This is a genomic window from Nocardia lijiangensis NBRC 108240 (assembly GCF_001613045.1).
Taxonomy (GTDB): Bacteria; Actinomycetota; Actinomycetes; order Mycobacteriales; family Mycobacteriaceae; genus Nocardia; species Nocardia lijiangensis.
The window spans coordinates 43,359-59,765 of sequence record NZ_BDBP01000067.1 but is presented as its reverse complement, the minus strand read 5'-3'; the positions used below and the strand labels follow the sequence as shown (position 1 = coordinate 59,765).

The following is a 16,407-nucleotide window of genomic DNA, read 5'->3' as shown; positions in this document are numbered from 1 at the left end:
CGCCGGGCCGCTGCGCCGGAACCGCCGCCGCCGGGCAAGTCGAATCGGCTGCGCTGGATCCTGCTCGCGGTCGCGCTGGTGGTGGCCGTCGCCGTCGGTCTGCTGGTCGGCTACAAGATGATCCGCAACAACTATTACGTCGGCGCGGACAACGGCCAGGTCGTGATCATGCGCGGGCTGCCTGGTTCGGTGCTCGGGTATTCGATCCACGATGTGGACACCGTCGGCTGCGTCGACCGCAGCGGCGCGCTGACCATCATGAAGACCGGATCGGATCTGCCGTCCGGCTGCCGCCAGTTGCGCGTCAGCGATCTCGAGCAGACCGGTCGCGACAAGGTCGACGCCGGCCTGCCGCCGGGTTCCCTCGGCAAGGCCGAGGATCAGATGCGGCTGCTCGCCCAGCAGGAACTGCTGCCGCCGTGCCCGGCCAAGACGGCCACCGCGCCGCCGCAGCAGCCCGGTGTGCCGCAGCCCGGTGTCGTGCCGCCGGGCGAGCCCGCGCCGGGCCCCGTCGCGCCGGCCACGACGCCGAACCCGGCACCTACCACCGACCCGGGTGACACCAGGGGGACCGACGTCAAGACACCCACTCCGGTGGAGCAGGCGCCGACGTCCACCCCGGCTCAGAACCCCCAGATCTCGGGGGAGAACTGCCGGGTGACGGACTGATGTCCGCACCGGCACCACCGTCCGCGGGGGCCTTCCCCAGTCCCCCGGGCGGGTTCGCTCCAGCGCCACCTCCGTCCACCAGACGCAATGCCGAACTGCTGCTGCTCGGGTTCGCGACGCTGATCACGACCGTCTCGCTGTTCCTGGTCGAGGCCAGCCAGGAGCAGTCGATCACCTTGGACATCGCCAAGTACGGCCTCGCCTTCCTAGCCCTCTTCGGCATCGCGCACCTGGCCGTCCGCCGGTTCGCACCGTTCGCCGATCCGCTGCTGCTGCCGATCGTCGCGCTGCTCAACGGTCTGGGCTTGATTCTGATCCACCGCCTGGATCTCGGCGCCGCGCAGAACGCGGAATTCAACTCGGATCCGGTCCCCTCGCCCGACGCCAACCAGCAGATTCTGTGGACCGCGCTCGGCATGATGGTGTTCGTCACCCTGCTGATCGTGCTGCGCGACTACCGCACGCTGGCTCGCTACAGCTACACCCTCGGCCTGATCGGGCTCGTCGCGCTGATGATCCCGGCGCTGCTGCCCAGTGCGTACTCGGAGACCAACGGTTCCAAGATCTGGATCAGGCTGCCCGGCTTCAGCGTGCAGCCCGGCGAGTTCGCCAAGATCCTGCTGATCATCTTCTTCGCCTCGGTGCTCGTCGCCAAGCGCGACCTGTTCACCACCGCCGGACGGCACATGCTCGGCATGGAGTTCCCGCGCGGCCGCGATCTCGGCCCGATCCTGGCGGTCTGGGTGGTGTGCATCGCGGTGCTCGTCTTCGAAAAAGACCTCGGCACCTCGCTGCTGATCTTCAGCACGGTGCTGGTGATGCTCTACATCGCGACCGAGCGGGTGGGCTGGCTGATCATCGGCGGCAGCCTGCTCGTCATCGGATTCGTCTTCGCCTACCAGTCGTTCAGCCACGTGCGGGTGCGCACCAACACCTGGCTCGACCCCTTCGCCGATTACCACAACACCGGCTACCAGATCTCGCAGTCGCTGTTCGGCCTGGCCACCGGCGGACTCGCGGGCACCGGCCTCGGCAGTGGACGGCCGAATCAGGTGCCCTTCGCCAACACCGACTTCATCGTCACCACCATCGGTGAGGAGCTCGGCCTGATCGGGCTCACCGCGGTGCTGATCCTCTTCCTGATGCTGGTGATGCGCGGCCTGCGCACTGCGATCGCCGTGCGCGACAGCTTCGGCAAGCTGCTCGCCGCCGGGCTCTCGTTCACCATCGCCGTCCAGCTGTTCGTCGTGGTCGGCGGCGTCACCAAGCTGATCCCGCTGACCGGCCTCACCACGCCGTTCATGTCGTACGGCGGTTCTTCGCTCTTGGCCAACTATGCGTTGCTCGCGCTGCTGATCAAGGTGTCCGACGCGGCCCGCGCCCCGGCGCCGGTGCGCAAGAAGGACCCGGCGCCGATCGCCGATGCACAGACCGAGCTGCTGCGCCGCTCGGAAGCGAGGCCGCAAGAATGAACACTCCACTACGGCGGGTCGCGGTCGCGGTGATGGTGATGGTCGTCGCGCTGCTCGCGAACGCCACCTATGTGCAGGTGATCAAGGCCGACGATTACCGCAGCGATCCGCGCAACTCCCGCGTGCTGCTCGACGAGTACTCGCGCCAGCGCGGCCAGATCTCCGCGGGCGGCACCGTGCTGGCCAGCTCGGTCGCCACCGACGACCGCTACAAGTACCTGCGCACCTACCCGACCGACCCGCAGGCCTACGCGCCGGCGACCGGCTACTACTCGATCCAATACGGCAGCGCCGGGCTGGAGCGCTCCGAGGACCAGGTGCTCAACGGTTCGGACAGCCAGCTGTTCGGCCGCAGGCTCGTCGACCTGGTCTCCGGTCGCGATCCGCGCGGCGGCAACGTGCTCACCACCTTGAACCCGGTGATGCAGCAGGTCGCCTACGAACAGCTCAGCGCCAAGGGTTACACCGGCTCGGTGGTGGCCATCGAACCGAGTACCGGCAAGATCCTCACCATGGTGTCCACCCCGAGCTACGACCCGAACCTGCTGGCCGGGCACGACGGCGCGGCCACCACCCAGGCTTGGGACACGCTCAGCAAGGATCCGAGCCAGCCGATGCTCAACCGGGCCGTCTCGCAGACCTACCCGCCCGGCTCCACCTTCAAGGTGGTGGTCACCGCGGCCGCGCTGGCCAACGGCGTCGCCACCCCGGAGGATCAGTTCACCGCCGCACCCAACATCACGCTGCCGGGCACCAGCACCACGCTGGAGAACTACAACGGCGCGACCTGCGGTTCCGGCCCGACGGCGTCGTTGAACGAGGCGTTCTTCCGGTCCTGCAACACCGCGTTCGTCGAACTCGGCGTCAGGGTGGGCGCCGCCAACCTGAAGGACGAGGCCGCCGCGTTCGGCATCGGCCCGCACCGCGGCATCCCGATTCCGGTGGCGGAGAGCACCGTCGGCACCATCGGAGACAACGCCGCGCTCGGCCAGAGCAGCATCGGCCAGCGCGATGTGGCGCTCACTCCGCTCGACAACGCGGTGATCGCCGCGACCATCGCCAACGGCGGCGTGCGGATGGAGCCGTACCTGGTGGACCAACGGCAGGGGCCCGATCTGAGCGTGTTGTCCAAGACGAAGCCGGTCTCTGTCGGCCAGGCGGTGAGCGCCCAGGTAGCGTCTCAGCTGACCTCCATGATGGTCGCCTCCGAGGAGAACACCGTCGGATCACGCCAGTCCCGATACACGATCGCGTCCAAGACCGGAACGGCCGAGCACGGAAGCAACCCGCGCAACACGCCACCGCATGCCTGGTACATCGCGTTCGCGCCCGCGCAGAACCCGAAGATCGCCATCGCGGTGATCGTCGAGAACGGCGGTGATCGGGCGCTGGCCGCCACCGGCGGTTCGGTGGCCGCACCCATTGCCAGGGCCGTGCTCGACGCCGGTCTGCAGGGGGGCTGAACGATATGAACGAACGAGTTGAAGTTCGGGGGCCCCGATGCTGAACAACGGTGCGTTGATCGCCGATCGCTACCGCCTGCAACGTCTGATCGCCACCGGCGGCATGGGTCAGGTGTGGGAGGCGCTGGACACCCGCTTGGACCGCCGCGTCGCCGTGAAGGTGCTGAAGGCGGAGTTCTCCGCCGACCCGACCTTCCGGCACCGGTTCCGCACGGAGGCCAAGACCACCGCGCAGCTCAACCACTCCGGGATCGCGGGCATCTACGACTACGGCGAGACCTACGACCCGAGCGCGGGCGAGACCGCCTACCTGGTCATGGAGCTGGTGCAGGGCGAGCCGCTGAACACCGTGCTCAACCGCATGGGCAGGCTCTCGGTCCTCCAGGGCCTCGACATGCTCGAGCAGACCGGTCGCGCGCTCGATGTCGCCCATGCCGCGGGCGTGGTGCACCGGGACGTGAAGCCGGGCAACATCCTGGTGACGCCGACCGGTCAGGTGAAGATCACCGACTTCGGCATCGCCAAGGCGGTCGACGCCAGCCCGGTGACCAAGACCGGCATGGTGATGGGCACCGCGCAGTACATCGCACCGGAACAGGCCGTCGGCGAGGACGCGACCGCGGCGAGCGACGTGTACTCGCTCGGCGTGGTCGGGTACGAGGCGCTGGCCGGGCAGCGGCCGTTCAGCGGCGACGGCGCGATCACCGTGGCGATGAAGCACGTCAGGGAGAATCCGCCGCCGATGCCGGAGGATCTGCCGCCCAACGTCCGCGAACTCATCGAGATCACGATGGGCAAGGACCCGAACCTGCGCTACGCCAGCGGCGGCGAGTTCGCCGACGCGGTGGCCGCGGTGCGCGCGGGCCATCGTCCGCCGCCGCCGCGCAACGCCGGCTCCGCCGCCGCGTCGTACGCCACCGGCGCGACCAGGGTGCTGCCGCCCGGCCCGACTGTGATCCTGCCCGCGGGCCAGGCCGACGGCCCGACCGTGCGCTACAGCACCCCCGCCGCCGCTGCCCTCGGCGGCGCCGCTGCGGCCGCGCCAGCGACCATGATGAACACGGGCGCGTCGAACGATCAGCCGCCGGGCAAGAAGCCGTGGAACACCGGGCAGAAGGCGCTGGCCGGTCTCGGCGTCGGCGCCGTGCTGCTCGGCGGCGCGGTGATCTGGCTGCTGTTCGGCGGCGACACCAACCCGGATCCGGTGCGCGAGCCGGTCAGCTCGGTGGTGGCCCCGCCGCCCGTGCCGACCACCACGACGGCGCCGCCGACCACCACCAGGTTCGTGCCGCCGCCTCCGCCGGTCACCACCGACGAGTCGCCGACGACCACCACCGAGCCGCCGACGACGACGCCGGAACCCACCACGACCACGGCGCCGCCGACCACCACCACGGCGCCGAGCACGACGAAGACCACCAAGACGACGAGTCCGAGCACCACCCGCACCTGGTTCCCGACTTTCGACTTACCATTTCCGGATAGTCCCGGTGCCTCGGGTCCCGGCAACACTCGCAGCGCGCCCGCCACTCCTTCACAAGGACAACGATGACGACCCCGAAGAATCTCTCTTCCCGCTACGAGCTGGGCGAGATCATCGGCTTCGGCGGTATGTCGGAGGTCCACAAGGCGCGCGACCTGCGGTTGAGCCGGGATGTGGCGATCAAGGTGCTGCGTGCCGATCTGGCCCGCGACCCCACGTTCTACCTGCGCTTCAAGCGTGAGGCGCAGAACGCCGCCGCGCTGAACCATCCGGCCATCGTCGCGGTCTACGACACCGGCGAGGCCGAGGTGGACGGCGGTCCGCTGCCCTACATCGTGATGGAGTACGTCGACGGCGATACGCTGCGCGACATCGTGCGCGGCAAGGGTCCGATGCCGCCCCGGCGCGCCATGGAGATCGTCGCCGACGTCTGCGCCGCACTGGATTTCAGCCACAAGGCCGGGATCGTGCACCGCGACATGAAGCCGGCCAACATCATGATCAACCGCGCTGGCGCGGTGAAGGTGATGGATTTCGGCATCGCCCGCGCGCTGGCCGACAGCTCCAACCCGATGACCCAGACCGCGGCCGTTATCGGTACCGCGCAATACCTTTCGCCGGAGCAGGCCCGCGGCGAGACCGTGGACGCCCGCTCGGACGTGTACTCGGTGGGCTGCGTGCTCTTCGAGATCCTCACCGGCGAACCACCTTTCACCGGTGACTCGCCGGTCGCGGTGGCCTATCAGCACGTCCGCGAGGACCCGCGGCTGCCCTCGCACGTGCACTCGGGCGTCCCGCGCGAGCTGGATTCCGTGGTGCTCAAGGCGATGAGCAAGAACCCGGCCAACCGGTACCAGAGCGCCGCCGAGATGCGCGCGGACCTGATCCGGGTGCTCGGCGGCCAGAAGCCGAGCGCGCCGATGGTGATGACCGACGAGGATCGCACCACCATCCTCGGCAACAACGAGCCCCCGCCGCGCAGCTTCCGCACCGTCGAACGCAACGACGACACCGCCGAGCAGGAGCCCGCCGAACCGGGCAGCCCGCGCCGCACCGCCTACCTCGCGCTCGGCGCGGCCGCCGCGCTCGCCGTGGTGTTCGCGCTGTTCTGGGTGCTGATCGGCCCGGGAAGCAAGCCGGATCAGGTGGCCGTGCCCGATCTGTCGAACAGATCGCTGGCGCAGGCGCAGGACGCGCTGCAGAGGCTCGGCTTCACGGTGGCCATCCAGCAGAAGCCGGACAGCAAGGTGGCCGACGGCAACGTCATCTCCACTCAGCCGCTCGGCGGCTCCCGCATCGACAAGGGCAGCACGGTCACCCTGCAGGTCTCCAGCGGACCGACCCAGGTGCAGGTGCCTCGGCTGGACGGACTGACCGTGCAGCAGGCCGAGCAGGAGCTCAACGCCGTCGGCTTGCGGATGGATCCGAGCGTGGTTCGCAAGGAGTCCAGCGTCCAGGATTTGGACAAGGTGATCGGCACCGAGCCCTCCGCGGGCGCGCGGGTCGACATCGACCAGGCGATCGTGGTCTGGCTCGGCAAGGGGCCGGAGAAGGTCCGGGTGCCGAGCCTGGTCGGGCAGGACATCAGCGTCGCCCAGCCGAACCTGGTGGACAGCGCCGGTTTCAAGATCGTCATCGAAGAGGTGCAGTCCTCGAAGCCGAAGGGTGAGGTCATCGGGACCAGCCCGGCGGGCGGCACCAATGCCGACAAGGGCTCGACGGTGACGGTCCAGGTGTCCAGCGGCGATCAGATCAGCATGCCGAGCCTGGTCGGCCTCACGCCGTCGCAGGCGGTGGAGAAGCTGCGCCAGAGCGGCTGGACCGGTAGCACCGGCCAGATCAGCCAGAACACTGCCGGCACCTTCGATGCGAGCAGCGTCGGGCGGATCATCAGCCAGCAACCGTCGCCGGGTTCGTCGATCTCCAAGTCCAGCACGATCGCCATCACGACCGGAGTGCTCGGCCCACCGTGATCCGGGGCCGATCCGCGGCCGACCCGATCGTTATCGGAAAGCCGCGACCGGTCGGTGTCATCGGCGCGAGAATGGGGCTGCTCCATCCGAACCATCAATCAGCATGGAACAGGAGGCAGCCCCATGACCACTGCCAGGGACATCATGAAACCCGGCGCTCAGTGGATATCCAAGGACGAGACGGTCGGCAAGGCCGCGCGCATCATGGCCGAGCTGGGCGTCGGATCGCTCGTCATCGCGGATGAGAACGAGCGGATGTGCGGCATCATCACCGACCGCGACATCGTGGTGAAATGCGTGGCCCAGGGCCGCGCACCGACCAACACTCGCGCAGCCGAACTGTGCGAGGCGACCCCGCGCTGGGTCTCGGCCGACGCCGACGTCGAGGTGGTGCTCCAGGAGATGGAGAGCCATCGCATCAAGCGCATGCCGGTGGTCGAGAACAAGCGGCTGGTCGGGATGATCAGCGAGGCCGATCTGGCCAGGCACCTCGACGACAACCAGCTCAGCGAATTCGTCACGGCGGTCTACGGCAGGCCGTGATCCGCTAGCGGCCCGTCGTCCGGGGCCGCAGACTCCCGGGCGACGGACCCACACCGCACCCCGTCACATTCACCCTGCGGAAACGCCTCCGCCGACGGCACGGTGAACGCTGCTACGCCAGGTCCAGGTGCCGGTTCATCGACATGGCCTCGTCGGCGAGCTCGGGCAGTTCGATCACCTCGATGCCGTGCTGCCGTAGGTTCTCCACCCCGACGCAGTTCACCACGAACGTCGTCGGCTCCCGCCAGGCGATCACCACGCGCGGGATCCCGGCCCGCAGAATGCGATCGGTGCACGGCAGCCGGGTCGCCGTAGCGCGCTGCGAACAGGGTTCGAGGGTGCTGTAGAGCGTCGCCGCGGCCAGCCGCGGATCGTCGGCGGGCAGCTTGTTCAACGCGGATTCCTCGGCGTGCACCTTCTCGTCGGTCTCGCGCGAGTACCCCGTGGCGATCTCGACGCCGTCGGCCACGATCACCGCCCCGACCGAGAACGCCGTGTCACTCGGCGGGCACTGCCGCGCGAGCTCGATGGCTCTGCGCAGGAAGCGGTGGTCGGGGTCGTCGGGACGGAGGAGGTAGCGCAGCACGGCCATGTCGCCGACCCGCTCGACGTCGGCAAGCGTGCGACGTCGAGTCGATCCCCCGGCGAAACGAGCGTCGGCGAGGAATCGCGGCGCGGCCGAATCGCCCACGACGATCGGCGCGACGGCCAGGTGCAGTTCATCGGCCAGATCGGCGGCCAGGAACGCGGTGTGCATCCCGGTGCCGCCCTCGACCATCAGGCGTCCGACGCCGCGGCGGCCGAGATCGTCCAGCAGCGCGCCGAACTCGATTTCCGCGCCGAGCGTGACCACGTCGGCGATGCCGACCAGCCGATCCGCCAACCGGGCCGCGCCGGAATCGGTGGTGTAGACGACCTTCGCGCCGCCGTGGTGCCAGAAGTTCAGCTCCCGGTCCAGGTCGCCGCGCGCGGTGACGGTGACCTTGAGCGGGTACTCGGGCTTGCCCGCCGCCACCCGCGCCGCCCGGCGCTCGGCGTTGTTCACCAGCAGCCGCGGATTGTCGCGGCGCAGCGTCTCGGCGCCGACCAGGATCGCATCGGACTCGGCGCGCACCCGGTCGACACGATCGAAATCCGCCGAGTCGGAGAGCCTCAGACGGTCGGGACCGGCGTCGTCGATGTAGCCGTCCAGGCTGACCGCCACCGACAGCAGCACATATGGCCTGGTCACTGCAGCACCAGTGCCGCGACCTCCGCCTCGAGCAGCTCGACAAGCCCCTCGGAGGGCCGCTCGCCGCAGACCTCGAGCCAGTTCGCCAGCATCCGGTGCCCGCCCTGGGTGAGCACCGATTCGGGATGGAACTGCACGCCGTGGATGGGCAGGGTGCGGTGCCGCATGGCCATCACGATCCCGGATTCGGTGCGGCCGAGCACCTCGATGTCCTCGGGCAGCGTGTCCTCGAGCACGGTGAGCGAGTGATACCTGGTCGCGGTGAACGGGTCGGGCAGGCCGGCGAGCACGCCAGCGCCGATGTGGAACACCGAGCTGGTCTTGCCGTGCAGCAGTTCCGGCGCACGGGTGACCGTCGCGCCGAACGCCTCGCCGATCGCCTGGTGGCCCAGGCAGACGCCGAGCAGCGGGGTATTGCTGCGGGCACAGGCGCGCACCAGGTCGATGCTGGCGCCCGCCCGGTCGGGGGTGCCGGGGCCCGGGCTGATCAGGATGCCGTCGAAATCGGCGATCGCGGCGTCCACGTCGGCCAGTTGCGGGTCGTCGTTGCGCCAGACGACAGCGTCGGTTCCCAGCTGGCCCAGGTACTGCACCAGGTTGAACACGAAGCTGTCGTAATTGTCGACGACCAGTACACGCATGGTTCGAGATTACGTGGCGATGCGGCAGGCCGTCGCATCCATTACCAGTTGGGATAGCCTAGGGGGAACACCGGAGGGCGTCCGAGCCTCGCCCGGGCCGTCCGCGCTGTCGCCGGGACGGTGGCCGCGGCGAACGAGCTCGGTGCGGTCGACTGAGCACACAGAGAACTGAATCAGCCCCCGGTACCGACCTGCACGCCGAATACGAGGACGTCATGCCCAAGTCGAAGGTCCGTAAGAAGACCGACTACACGATCAACCCGGCCAGCCGGATCCCGGTGAAGGTGAAAGCGGGTCCCTCGCCGGTCTGGTACGTCACGATCATGCTCGGCTTCATGCTGGCCGGTCTGGTCTGGCTGCTGGTCTACTACCTGGCCGCCGAGCAGATCAGCTGGATGAACGATCTCAACGCCTGGAACTTCCTGATCGGCTTCGGGCTCATGGTCGTCGGCCTGATCATGACCATGCGGTGGCGCTGATCCACCTTCGGGATTACAGACGTGTCATTCATGCACACCTGTGGATGACCCTGTGGACAACTCGAGGACCGATTGGGGAGAGTGCCGCGTGAACCCTGAATCCCCCGCTGTGGAGCCGCGTCTCGCGTGGGCCACGCCCACCCCCGCGCTCGTCGCGGTCGCCGTTGGCGGCGTGGTCATGGCCGGTGCGGCGATCTTCGCCGCGGATGCCGCGAGCCGCCTGCTCATCGGGCTGGCCGCGGCGGGTCTGCTCGCCCTGGCGGGCCTGGGATTTCGACAGCGACCGCGGCTGTCGATCCGGACCGGCGCCGAACCTCGCCTGATCGTGCGCGGTCTGCTCGGCCCGACCGAGTACCGGCCCGAGCAGATCGTCAAGGCGCGGGTGGTGAGCTACCGCCGCCTCGGCCGCAAGTCGCCGATGCTCGAGATCGACGTCCGGCACGAGGGCGACGAGCGGCTGTTGATCTTCGGCCGCTGGGATCTGGGCACCTCGCCGGAGACCGTTTTCGAAGCGCTCGTCGCGCACCGGATCGCGTTCCTGCCCAAGCAGTAGCACCGCGGTGCCGGTGCGGCCGCCCATGTTTCACGTGAAGCGAGCCGAAAACTCGCTCAGGACACCATCGCCGCGGCCAACCCGATGAGCGCGGCCGAGACCGCGCCGACGGCGGCGATCGCGACCCAGCCGATGGTGCGGGCGGCCTCCGGGGTCTTCGTGTGCACCCACTGCGGCAGGAACAGCACGCCCATGGTCGCGAGCGTGCCCGCGACGAGCCCGCCCAGGTGCACCCACAGCGAGACTCCGCTCAGCGAGAGGCTGAGCAGCACGTTGATCGCGATGATCACCAGAATCTGGGTGGCGTTCATGCGCAGCCGGATCAACAGCACCGCGACCGCGCCGAACATCCCGTACACCGCGCCGGACGCGCCGGCCCCGATCGTGTTCACCGGCTCGAGCAGCATGCCGCCCGCCGAACCGCCGATCAGTGCGACCAGGTAGATGGCGAGCATCCTGGCGCGACCCAGGAACGGCTCCAGCTGAATTCCGACGACGTAGAGCGCGAACATATTGAGCGCCAGATGCAACGGACCCCAGTGCAGGAAGCCGGAGCCGATCACCCGGAACCAGTCACCTTCCGCGACGAGCCGCGGAATCAATGCCCACCGCAGGAACAGTTCGGACCGGTAGTTCTCGGCCAGGCTGCTCGCCTGGACCGCGGTGATTCCGTAGAACAGCACGTTCAACGAGATCAGCCCGTACGTCACGAGCGGGGTGGCCGAAGCGGTGACCGGAGCGCCCGCGACCGTCCGGACCGGACGCACCTGACTGCCCGCCTCCCGCACGCAGTCGACGCAGTGCTGCCCGACCGAGGCTGGTCGCAGACAGTCCGGGCAGGCGGGCCGCCCGCAGCGCGTACACGCCAGGCCGGTCGGACGATTCGGATGGCGGACGCACGTCGGTGCGGGCGGCTGAGCATTCATCAGTTCAATCGATCGTGAGGGTGGAGATGCGGACAGGCTCTTTGGGGCGGTCGTTGCGATCGGTCGGCGTCGCCGCGATGGCGTCGACGACCTTGCGCGAATCCGTGTCGACGACCTCGCCGAAGATCGTGTACTTGCGATTCAGGTGCGGCTGCGGGCTCACCGTGATGAAGAACTGCGAACCGCTGGTGCGGGCTCCGACGTTCGCCATGGCCAGCAGGTAGCCGCGGTCGAAGCGCAGCTCGGGATGGAACTCGGCGGAGATGTCGTAGCCCGGACCGCCTCGTCCGGTGTCGCCGGGATCGCCGCCCTGGATCATGAAACCGTCCATCACTCGGTGGAAGGCGGTGCCGTCGTAGAACGGGCCCGAGGTGCCCCCGCTCGCGTTCTCGGTGGTGTACGCCGCCGAGCCGTCGATCAGCCCGAGGAAGTTCCGCACCGTCTTCGGCGCGTGATAGCCGAAGAGCGCGAGCTTGATATCGCCGTGGGTCGTGTAGAGCGTCACCCCGGCGGTCGGGATCGGTGAGGTCACGCCCGCCATGCTAGCGATCGCGCGGTCCCTGCCGGGCGCGCCGCCCGGTGGAGCACGCGGCGAGTCGAGACCGGTCGGCACTTACTGCGCTATTCATCCAGCTGTGCCAGCATGGTCGAATGAGCTTGGGGCGTTTGCACGTATCTGCACGTTCTCGTAACCGTCTGATTGCCGGGGGTGCCGTCGCGCTGGCGGGCGGTGTGGCCTGGCTGGTGCGCAGCAAGCGACCGCTGCCGCCGGAGCCAGCGCCGGAGCCGCCGCGCATCGGCCACTCCAGGAACGGCTCCGCGCCGACCCCCGTGACGGGAGCCGGCGCGGAGAACGATCGCTGAGCAGGGTTTCGATCAGCGGCTGACGGTCCGCTTGTACTGGCGCAGGGCCAGCGGCACGAACACCACCAGGATCACGGCCACCCAGATCAGCGTGGTAGCCACCGGATGCTGCATCGACCAGGCGTCCGAGGTGGGCACCATCGGGCTGGTGTTGCCGAACAGCTCGCGGGTCGCCTGCGTCAGCGCCGAGACCGGGTTCCATTCTGCGAACATCTCGAGCACGGTCGGCAGATTGTTCATCGGCACGAAGGTGTTGGCCAGGAAGGTCAGCGGGAACATGACCATGAAGCTGGCGTTGTTGAACACCTCGGGCGCCCGGACCAGCAGACCGACGTAAGCCATGATCCAGGACACGGCGTAGGCGAACAGCAGCAGCAGGACGTAGGCGAGCACCGCGTCGAGGATCGAGCCGCGGATCCGCCAGCCGACGAGCAGGCCGGTCAGCGACATCACCACCAGGCTGACCACGTTGATCACCACATCGCTGACGGTCCGGCCGACCAGCACCGCCGAGGGCGCCATCGGTAGCGAACGGAACCGGTCGATGATGCCCTTCTGCATGTCCTCGGCCAGCCCCGCGCCGGTGAACGAGGAACCGAACACCACGGTCTGCGCGAAGATGCCCGCGATCAGGAACTCGCGGTAGCCGCCCTCCATGCCGGGTATCTGGATCGCCTCGCCGAACACGAACGCGAAGAGCAGCACGAACATGATCGGCGAGAGCGTCGAGAAGATCAGCACGTCGGGCACGCGCCTGATCTTGATGACATTGCGCTTGGCAATCGTCACGCTGTCGCTGACCACGATGGAGAGGCGTTCGCCGAGTCCCATACGGACCGGAACCTCGAGGGTCGTCGTCACCGCGGTCATCGGGACTTTCCTTCCGTCGCTTCGAGTCGTTCGGCGGCTTTCGCTCCGCCGGAGCCGTTCGACGACGCCTCGCCTGCGGCGTACTGCTCCGCCTCGTGCCCGGTCAGGCGCAGGAACACGTCGTCGAGCGACGGCCTGCGCAGACCGACATCGCGGACCTGCACGTCGCTGGCGGCGAGCAGGCCGATCGCGTCGACCAAGGCCTGGGAGCCGTTGCCGACCGGCACCGTGATCCGGCGCATGCCGGGTTCGAGGTGGATCTCCCCGTCGGCCAGGCCCTGCAGCGCTCCCTCCGCGATCGCGAGCTTGTCGACGTGGTCGACGGTGAGTTCGATGCGATCGCCGCCGACCATGGTCTTCAGTTCGTCGGCGGTGCCGCGGGCGATGACCTTGCCGTGGTCGATCACCACGATCGCATCGGCGAGCCGGTCCGCCTCTTCCATGTACTGCGTGGTGAGCAGCAGCGTGGTGCCGCCCGCAACCAGTTCCTCGATGACGTCCCAGAGATCCAGCCTGGCCCTCGGGTCGAGGCCGGTGGTCGGTTCGTCGAGGAACAGCACCGGCGGATTGGCCACCAGCGCGCCCGCCAGGTCGAGCCTGCGGCGCATACCGCCGGAGTAACCGCGCACCGGCCGGTCCGCGGCGTCGCTGAGCCGGAAGCGCTCCAGCAGTTCGCGAGCGCGTTCCTTACTGCGCTGCACGCCCATGTGATAGAGCCTGCCCACCATCTCCAGGTTCTCGAAGCCGGTCAGGTATTCGTCGACGGCGGCGTACTGGCCCGATGCCCCGATCCTGGACTTCAGGGCCTGCGGGTGACGCAGGACATCGATACCCGCGACGGTCGCCCGCCCCGCGTCGGGGACCAGCAGGGTGGTGAGCACCCGGACCGCGGTGGTCTTGCCTGCGCCGTTGGGGCCGAGCAGCGCTGTGACGGTGCCTTCGGGCACCGTCAGGTCGAGTCCATCGAGGGCAACCAACTGGCCGTAGCGTTTGACCAGACCCTCGGCGACTATTGCGTCGGGCATGACTCTCCTGTTTTTCGTGGATTCTCGATGTCGTATAGCCGTCGACGCCCCTCATCTCGGCGTCGTGGCGTTGTCACTGGGTCGGACGAGCGACCGATATGGGGGTCAGTATCGTCGCGACTCCCGCCGTGCGCACCCCCTTTATCCGGAGCCGGACAGCAAAAGGTCGCATCCCGGTCCAGGCGGTGCTCGGGGGTACCGGAACGGGATGCGACCGGTTCGATCGTCCCGCGTGCCGCCCCCTCGGGTCGCGGGTAGCCGACTACCCGTTTCCCGCGCGAGCGGTACTCACGCCGGACCGCACCACATGCGGCGGCACCGGCTATGTCCATCCCAGTGACCACCGCCACATACTCGCACCCGGGTACGACACAATTCGCCCGCCGCCCGACATGCCCAGACCGCCGCGACACGCGACAAACCCGGCAGAATCAAGCCCGCTCGCGCCCTCACGGCGGGATTCGCGCCACAAAGCGACCCGTTGGAATGTTTCCGATCGGAATCGCTTTTCGTATCGCCGCACCGAGCGCCTTATGGAATAAGCTGCACCGCAACATCTTTGACAAACGCCAGGTCATCGCCGCATCGCGCGACCGCCGCTACCCGGCGGTACACCGCCGCGGACAGGCGAACACACCGCGTGTCGACCCCCCAAAAAATCTCCGAAAGTGGAGACCCCCATGCGTACACAATCCCAATTCTTCGCGTAGGATCATTCACGTCGGCCCCTCCCCCCCGGGCCGACCTTACGCGGGCCTCGGCTAACTCCCCCCCTTCGCCGAGGCCCGCTCCCCATTTCCGGACCCTTTTTCCGTGCGCCCGATCGTGCCTCAGCCAGTGGTTTCGTCGTCGAAGCCGACCGCACGCCAAGCGGTTGCCAGCCGCTGCGCCCGCACCCGTCCGGCGGTGCCGAACAAGGGGCGATCCCGCTCCCAGCGTTCCCGGGCAATCGGGTCTGCGGCCTCCCAGAGCGGCGCGAGCTCGTCCACCACCCGAGCGAATTCCTCGAAGACGCCGCCGAGCGCGATGTGCACACCCGGCGACCCCGGCCTGCCGAGATCCAGTCCGCGCACCGCGGCCACCAACACGAGCAGCTTCTGAAGCACCGGGCGCGGCCAGGACGACTCCCGCGCCACGCGCACCAGCCAGCCGAGCGCGGCGGCGAGCACGTGCACGTCCTCGATGGTGCGGAACGGCTTGAGAAAATCGGTGTAGCCGTCGCCGGGCAGCGGGGTCGCGGGGGCGTCGGTGAAAGTGACGGTCGCGTGCGGAATCTCGGGCGCGAACGGCACGGCGGGCAGATCCGTCACCGTGACCCCCGGCGCCGCGGTCTCGACCAGCGCCGCCCGCAGCATGTTGCGGCCGTCGGCGGCGGCGCCCGCGCTGGCGATGACCACGAGCCTGCGCGCCAGACTGCCCAGCGTGGTGAAGGTCTTGGTGCCGCTGACCGTGACCGCGCCGTCGCGCTCGGTCAGCACGGTGCGGATGGCCGAAGGATGCGCGCCGCCCGCCTCGGTCGCCGACACCGCGACGGCGTCCTCGGCGGGGAACTCGGGCAGCAGCGTGCGCAGTGCCTCTTGATAACCGGAGAGGAAGGCGAAACCGAGCCGGTCGGCCGCGAAACCGCCCGCGACGGCGGCGTCCACGGGCGCGGCGAAGCGGGCCGCGACCGCGCGATGCCTGGCCCAAGCGGCGGTCACGGAATCGACCGGTTCACCCGGGGGTTCGGTCAGCAGGTAGTCGAGCACAAAGTCCACTCCTGCACGCTAGCCCGCTCCCGGCCGGAGCGGAGGACCGTCTAACCGGTCCGCGCGACCTCGACGGCGCGCTGCCAGATCCGGCTGCGCAGATCCGCGCCGCGAATCACCTGGATGCGCCACGGCTCCAACCTCATGATGTGCAGCTGCGGATCGTCGGGAGCACGCCAGAACTGGCCGAGGTGATACCCCGCGCCCGGCCGGCTGGTCTGCGCGTACAGGTCCCAGACCCGTTGGCGCGTCGCGAGATCGTCCACCCGCTCGGCGGCAGCCTGCACGAAACCATCCAGGCGCTGGTCACCTGGACCGAGGACCATCAGCGCGAGATCTCCGAGGCGCGCACGGCGTACGACGCGGCAGCCAACACCGCAGCGGTGTGACTGCCGACGCCGACGGGCCCCGCGATCGCTGAGACCACAGCGCAGGGACCGCCGCATCGGTGTGAGTTCCAGCAAACT

At 68.8% G+C, this 16,407-nt stretch carries 15 protein-coding genes and 1 pseudogene; 8 read left to right on the top strand and 8 right to left on the bottom strand.

What is annotated here, in order from left to right; translation table 11 throughout:
• The 6 genes and pseudogenes from NL1_RS38230 to NL1_RS23900 form a co-directional block, all read left to right on the top strand.
• Nucleotides 1–669 (top strand): annotated as a pseudogene (locus NL1_RS38230) (serine/threonine protein phosphatase); the annotation flags it as partial.
• Nucleotides 669–2,141: an FtsW/RodA/SpoVE family cell cycle protein gene (locus tag NL1_RS23920; RefSeq protein ID WP_067843438.1), complete on the top strand. Its 1,473-nt coding sequence runs from the start codon at nt 669–671 to the stop codon at nt 2,139–2,141. The pseudogene NL1_RS38230 and the gene NL1_RS23920, both read left to right, overlap by 1 nt.
• A complete protein-coding gene (locus NL1_RS23915) occupies nt 2,138–3,604 on the top strand; it encodes a peptidoglycan D,D-transpeptidase FtsI family protein (RefSeq protein WP_067843435.1) in 1,467 nt (488 codons plus the stop codon). The genes NL1_RS23920 and NL1_RS23915 overlap by 4 nt, the downstream gene beginning before the upstream one ends.
• Nucleotides 3,605–3,641: 37 nt before the next feature.
• Complete coding sequence (locus NL1_RS23910; RefSeq protein WP_067843433.1) at nt 3,642–5,156, top strand: protein kinase domain-containing protein; 1,515 nt, start codon at nt 3,642–3,644, stop codon at nt 5,154–5,156.
• Nucleotides 5,153–7,060: a Stk1 family PASTA domain-containing Ser/Thr kinase gene (gene pknB / locus NL1_RS23905; protein WP_067843429.1), complete on the top strand. Its 1,908-nt coding sequence runs from the start codon at nt 5,153–5,155 to the stop codon at nt 7,058–7,060. The genes NL1_RS23910 and pknB overlap by 4 nt, the downstream gene beginning before the upstream one ends.
• A gap of 123 nt (nt 7,061–7,183) precedes the next feature.
• Nucleotides 7,184–7,603 carry a CBS domain-containing protein gene (locus NL1_RS23900; protein WP_067843426.1) on the top strand — a complete coding sequence of 140 codons (420 nt, stop codon included), beginning with the start codon at nt 7,184–7,186 and terminating at the stop codon, nt 7,601–7,603.
• 112 nt (nt 7,604–7,715) lie between these two features.
• Here NL1_RS23900 and NL1_RS23895 read toward each other — a convergent pair whose 3' ends face one another.
• Complete coding sequence (locus NL1_RS23895; RefSeq protein ID WP_067843423.1) at nt 7,716–8,834, bottom strand: dihydrofolate reductase family protein; 1,119 nt, start codon at nt 8,832–8,834, stop codon at nt 7,716–7,718.
• Nucleotides 8,831–9,475 (bottom strand): aminodeoxychorismate/anthranilate synthase component II, encoded by a 645-nt coding sequence (locus tag NL1_RS23890; protein WP_067843420.1) that lies wholly within the window; start codon nt 9,473–9,475, stop codon nt 8,831–8,833. The genes NL1_RS23895 and NL1_RS23890 overlap by 4 nt, the downstream gene beginning before the upstream one ends.
• Before the next feature lie 215 nt (nt 9,476–9,690).
• On the opposite strand from NL1_RS23890, the gene crgA reads away from it, so the two are divergent.
• Complete coding sequence (gene crgA, locus NL1_RS23885) at nt 9,691–9,954, top strand: cell division protein CrgA (RefSeq protein ID WP_067843417.1); 264 nt, start codon at nt 9,691–9,693, stop codon at nt 9,952–9,954.
• 88 nt (nt 9,955–10,042) lie between these two features.
• On the top strand, nt 10,043–10,507 hold the full coding sequence (locus NL1_RS23880) for a PH domain-containing protein (protein WP_067843414.1): 465 nt from the start codon (nt 10,043–10,045) through the stop codon (nt 10,505–10,507).
• A 56-nt stretch (nt 10,508–10,563) separates the two neighbouring features.
• Here NL1_RS23880 and NL1_RS23875 read toward each other — a convergent pair whose 3' ends face one another.
• The 6 genes from NL1_RS23875 to NL1_RS23845 all read right to left on the bottom strand — a co-directional run bounded on the left by NL1_RS23875 (nt 10,564) and on the right by NL1_RS23845 (nt 16,266).
• Nucleotides 10,564–11,433, bottom strand: coding sequence for a rhomboid family intramembrane serine protease (locus NL1_RS23875; RefSeq protein ID WP_067843411.1), 870 nt, complete (start codon nt 11,431–11,433; stop codon nt 10,564–10,566).
• A gap of 4 nt (nt 11,434–11,437) precedes the next feature.
• The gene (locus NL1_RS23870) at nt 11,438–11,965 is read right to left on the bottom strand and encodes a peptidylprolyl isomerase (RefSeq protein WP_067843462.1); all 528 of its coding nucleotides are present in this window, start codon (nt 11,963–11,965) and stop codon (nt 11,438–11,440) included.
• A gap of 344 nt (nt 11,966–12,309) precedes the next feature.
• Nucleotides 12,310–13,128: an ABC transporter permease gene (locus tag NL1_RS23860; protein WP_067843459.1), complete on the bottom strand. Its 819-nt coding sequence runs from the start codon at nt 13,126–13,128 to the stop codon at nt 12,310–12,312.
• Between the two features lie 35 nt (nt 13,129–13,163).
• Entirely contained in the window at nt 13,164–14,192 is a 1,029-nt protein-coding gene (locus tag NL1_RS23855; RefSeq protein ID WP_067843404.1) for an ATP-binding cassette domain-containing protein, read from the bottom strand.
• Between the two features lie 830 nt (nt 14,193–15,022).
• Nucleotides 15,023–15,949 (bottom strand): acyl-CoA dehydrogenase family protein, encoded by a 927-nt coding sequence (locus NL1_RS23850; protein WP_067843401.1) that lies wholly within the window; start codon nt 15,947–15,949, stop codon nt 15,023–15,025.
• A 41-nt stretch (nt 15,950–15,990) separates the two neighbouring features.
• The gene (locus NL1_RS23845; RefSeq protein ID WP_174553459.1) at nt 15,991–16,266 is read right to left on the bottom strand and encodes a pyridoxamine 5'-phosphate oxidase family protein; all 276 of its coding nucleotides are present in this window, start codon (nt 16,264–16,266) and stop codon (nt 15,991–15,993) included.
• Between the last annotated feature and the right edge of the window lie 141 nt (nt 16,267–16,407).

What these genes read in the sequence shown, in the direction of transcription:
- crgA (WP_067843417.1), top strand. Translation starts at nt 9,691, where the DNA reads ATGCCCAAGTCGAAGGTCCGTAAGAAGACCGACTACACGATCAACCCG.
- NL1_RS23920 (WP_067843438.1), top strand. Translation starts at nt 669, where the DNA reads ATGTCCGCACCGGCACCACCGTCCGCGGGGGCCTTCCCCAGTCCCCCG.
- NL1_RS23845 (WP_174553459.1), bottom strand. Translation starts at nt 16,266, where the DNA reads ATGGTCCTCGGTCCAGGTGACCAGCGCCTGGATGGTTTCGTGCAGGCT.
- NL1_RS23915 (WP_067843435.1), top strand. Translation starts at nt 2,138, where the DNA reads ATGAACACTCCACTACGGCGGGTCGCGGTCGCGGTGATGGTGATGGTC.
- NL1_RS23855 (WP_067843404.1), bottom strand. Translation starts at nt 14,192, where the DNA reads ATGCCCGACGCAATAGTCGCCGAGGGTCTGGTCAAACGCTACGGCCAG.
- NL1_RS23860 (WP_067843459.1), bottom strand. Translation starts at nt 13,128, where the DNA reads ATGGGACTCGGCGAACGCCTCTCCATCGTGGTCAGCGACAGCGTGACG.
- NL1_RS23900 (WP_067843426.1), top strand. Translation starts at nt 7,184, where the DNA reads ATGACCACTGCCAGGGACATCATGAAACCCGGCGCTCAGTGGATATCC.
- NL1_RS23910 (WP_067843433.1), top strand. Translation starts at nt 3,642, where the DNA reads ATGCTGAACAACGGTGCGTTGATCGCCGATCGCTACCGCCTGCAACGT.
- pknB (WP_067843429.1), top strand. Translation starts at nt 5,153, where the DNA reads ATGACGACCCCGAAGAATCTCTCTTCCCGCTACGAGCTGGGCGAGATC.
- NL1_RS23875 (WP_067843411.1), bottom strand. Translation starts at nt 11,433, where the DNA reads ATGAATGCTCAGCCGCCCGCACCGACGTGCGTCCGCCATCCGAATCGT.
- NL1_RS23890 (WP_067843420.1), bottom strand. Translation starts at nt 9,475, where the DNA reads ATGCGTGTACTGGTCGTCGACAATTACGACAGCTTCGTGTTCAACCTG.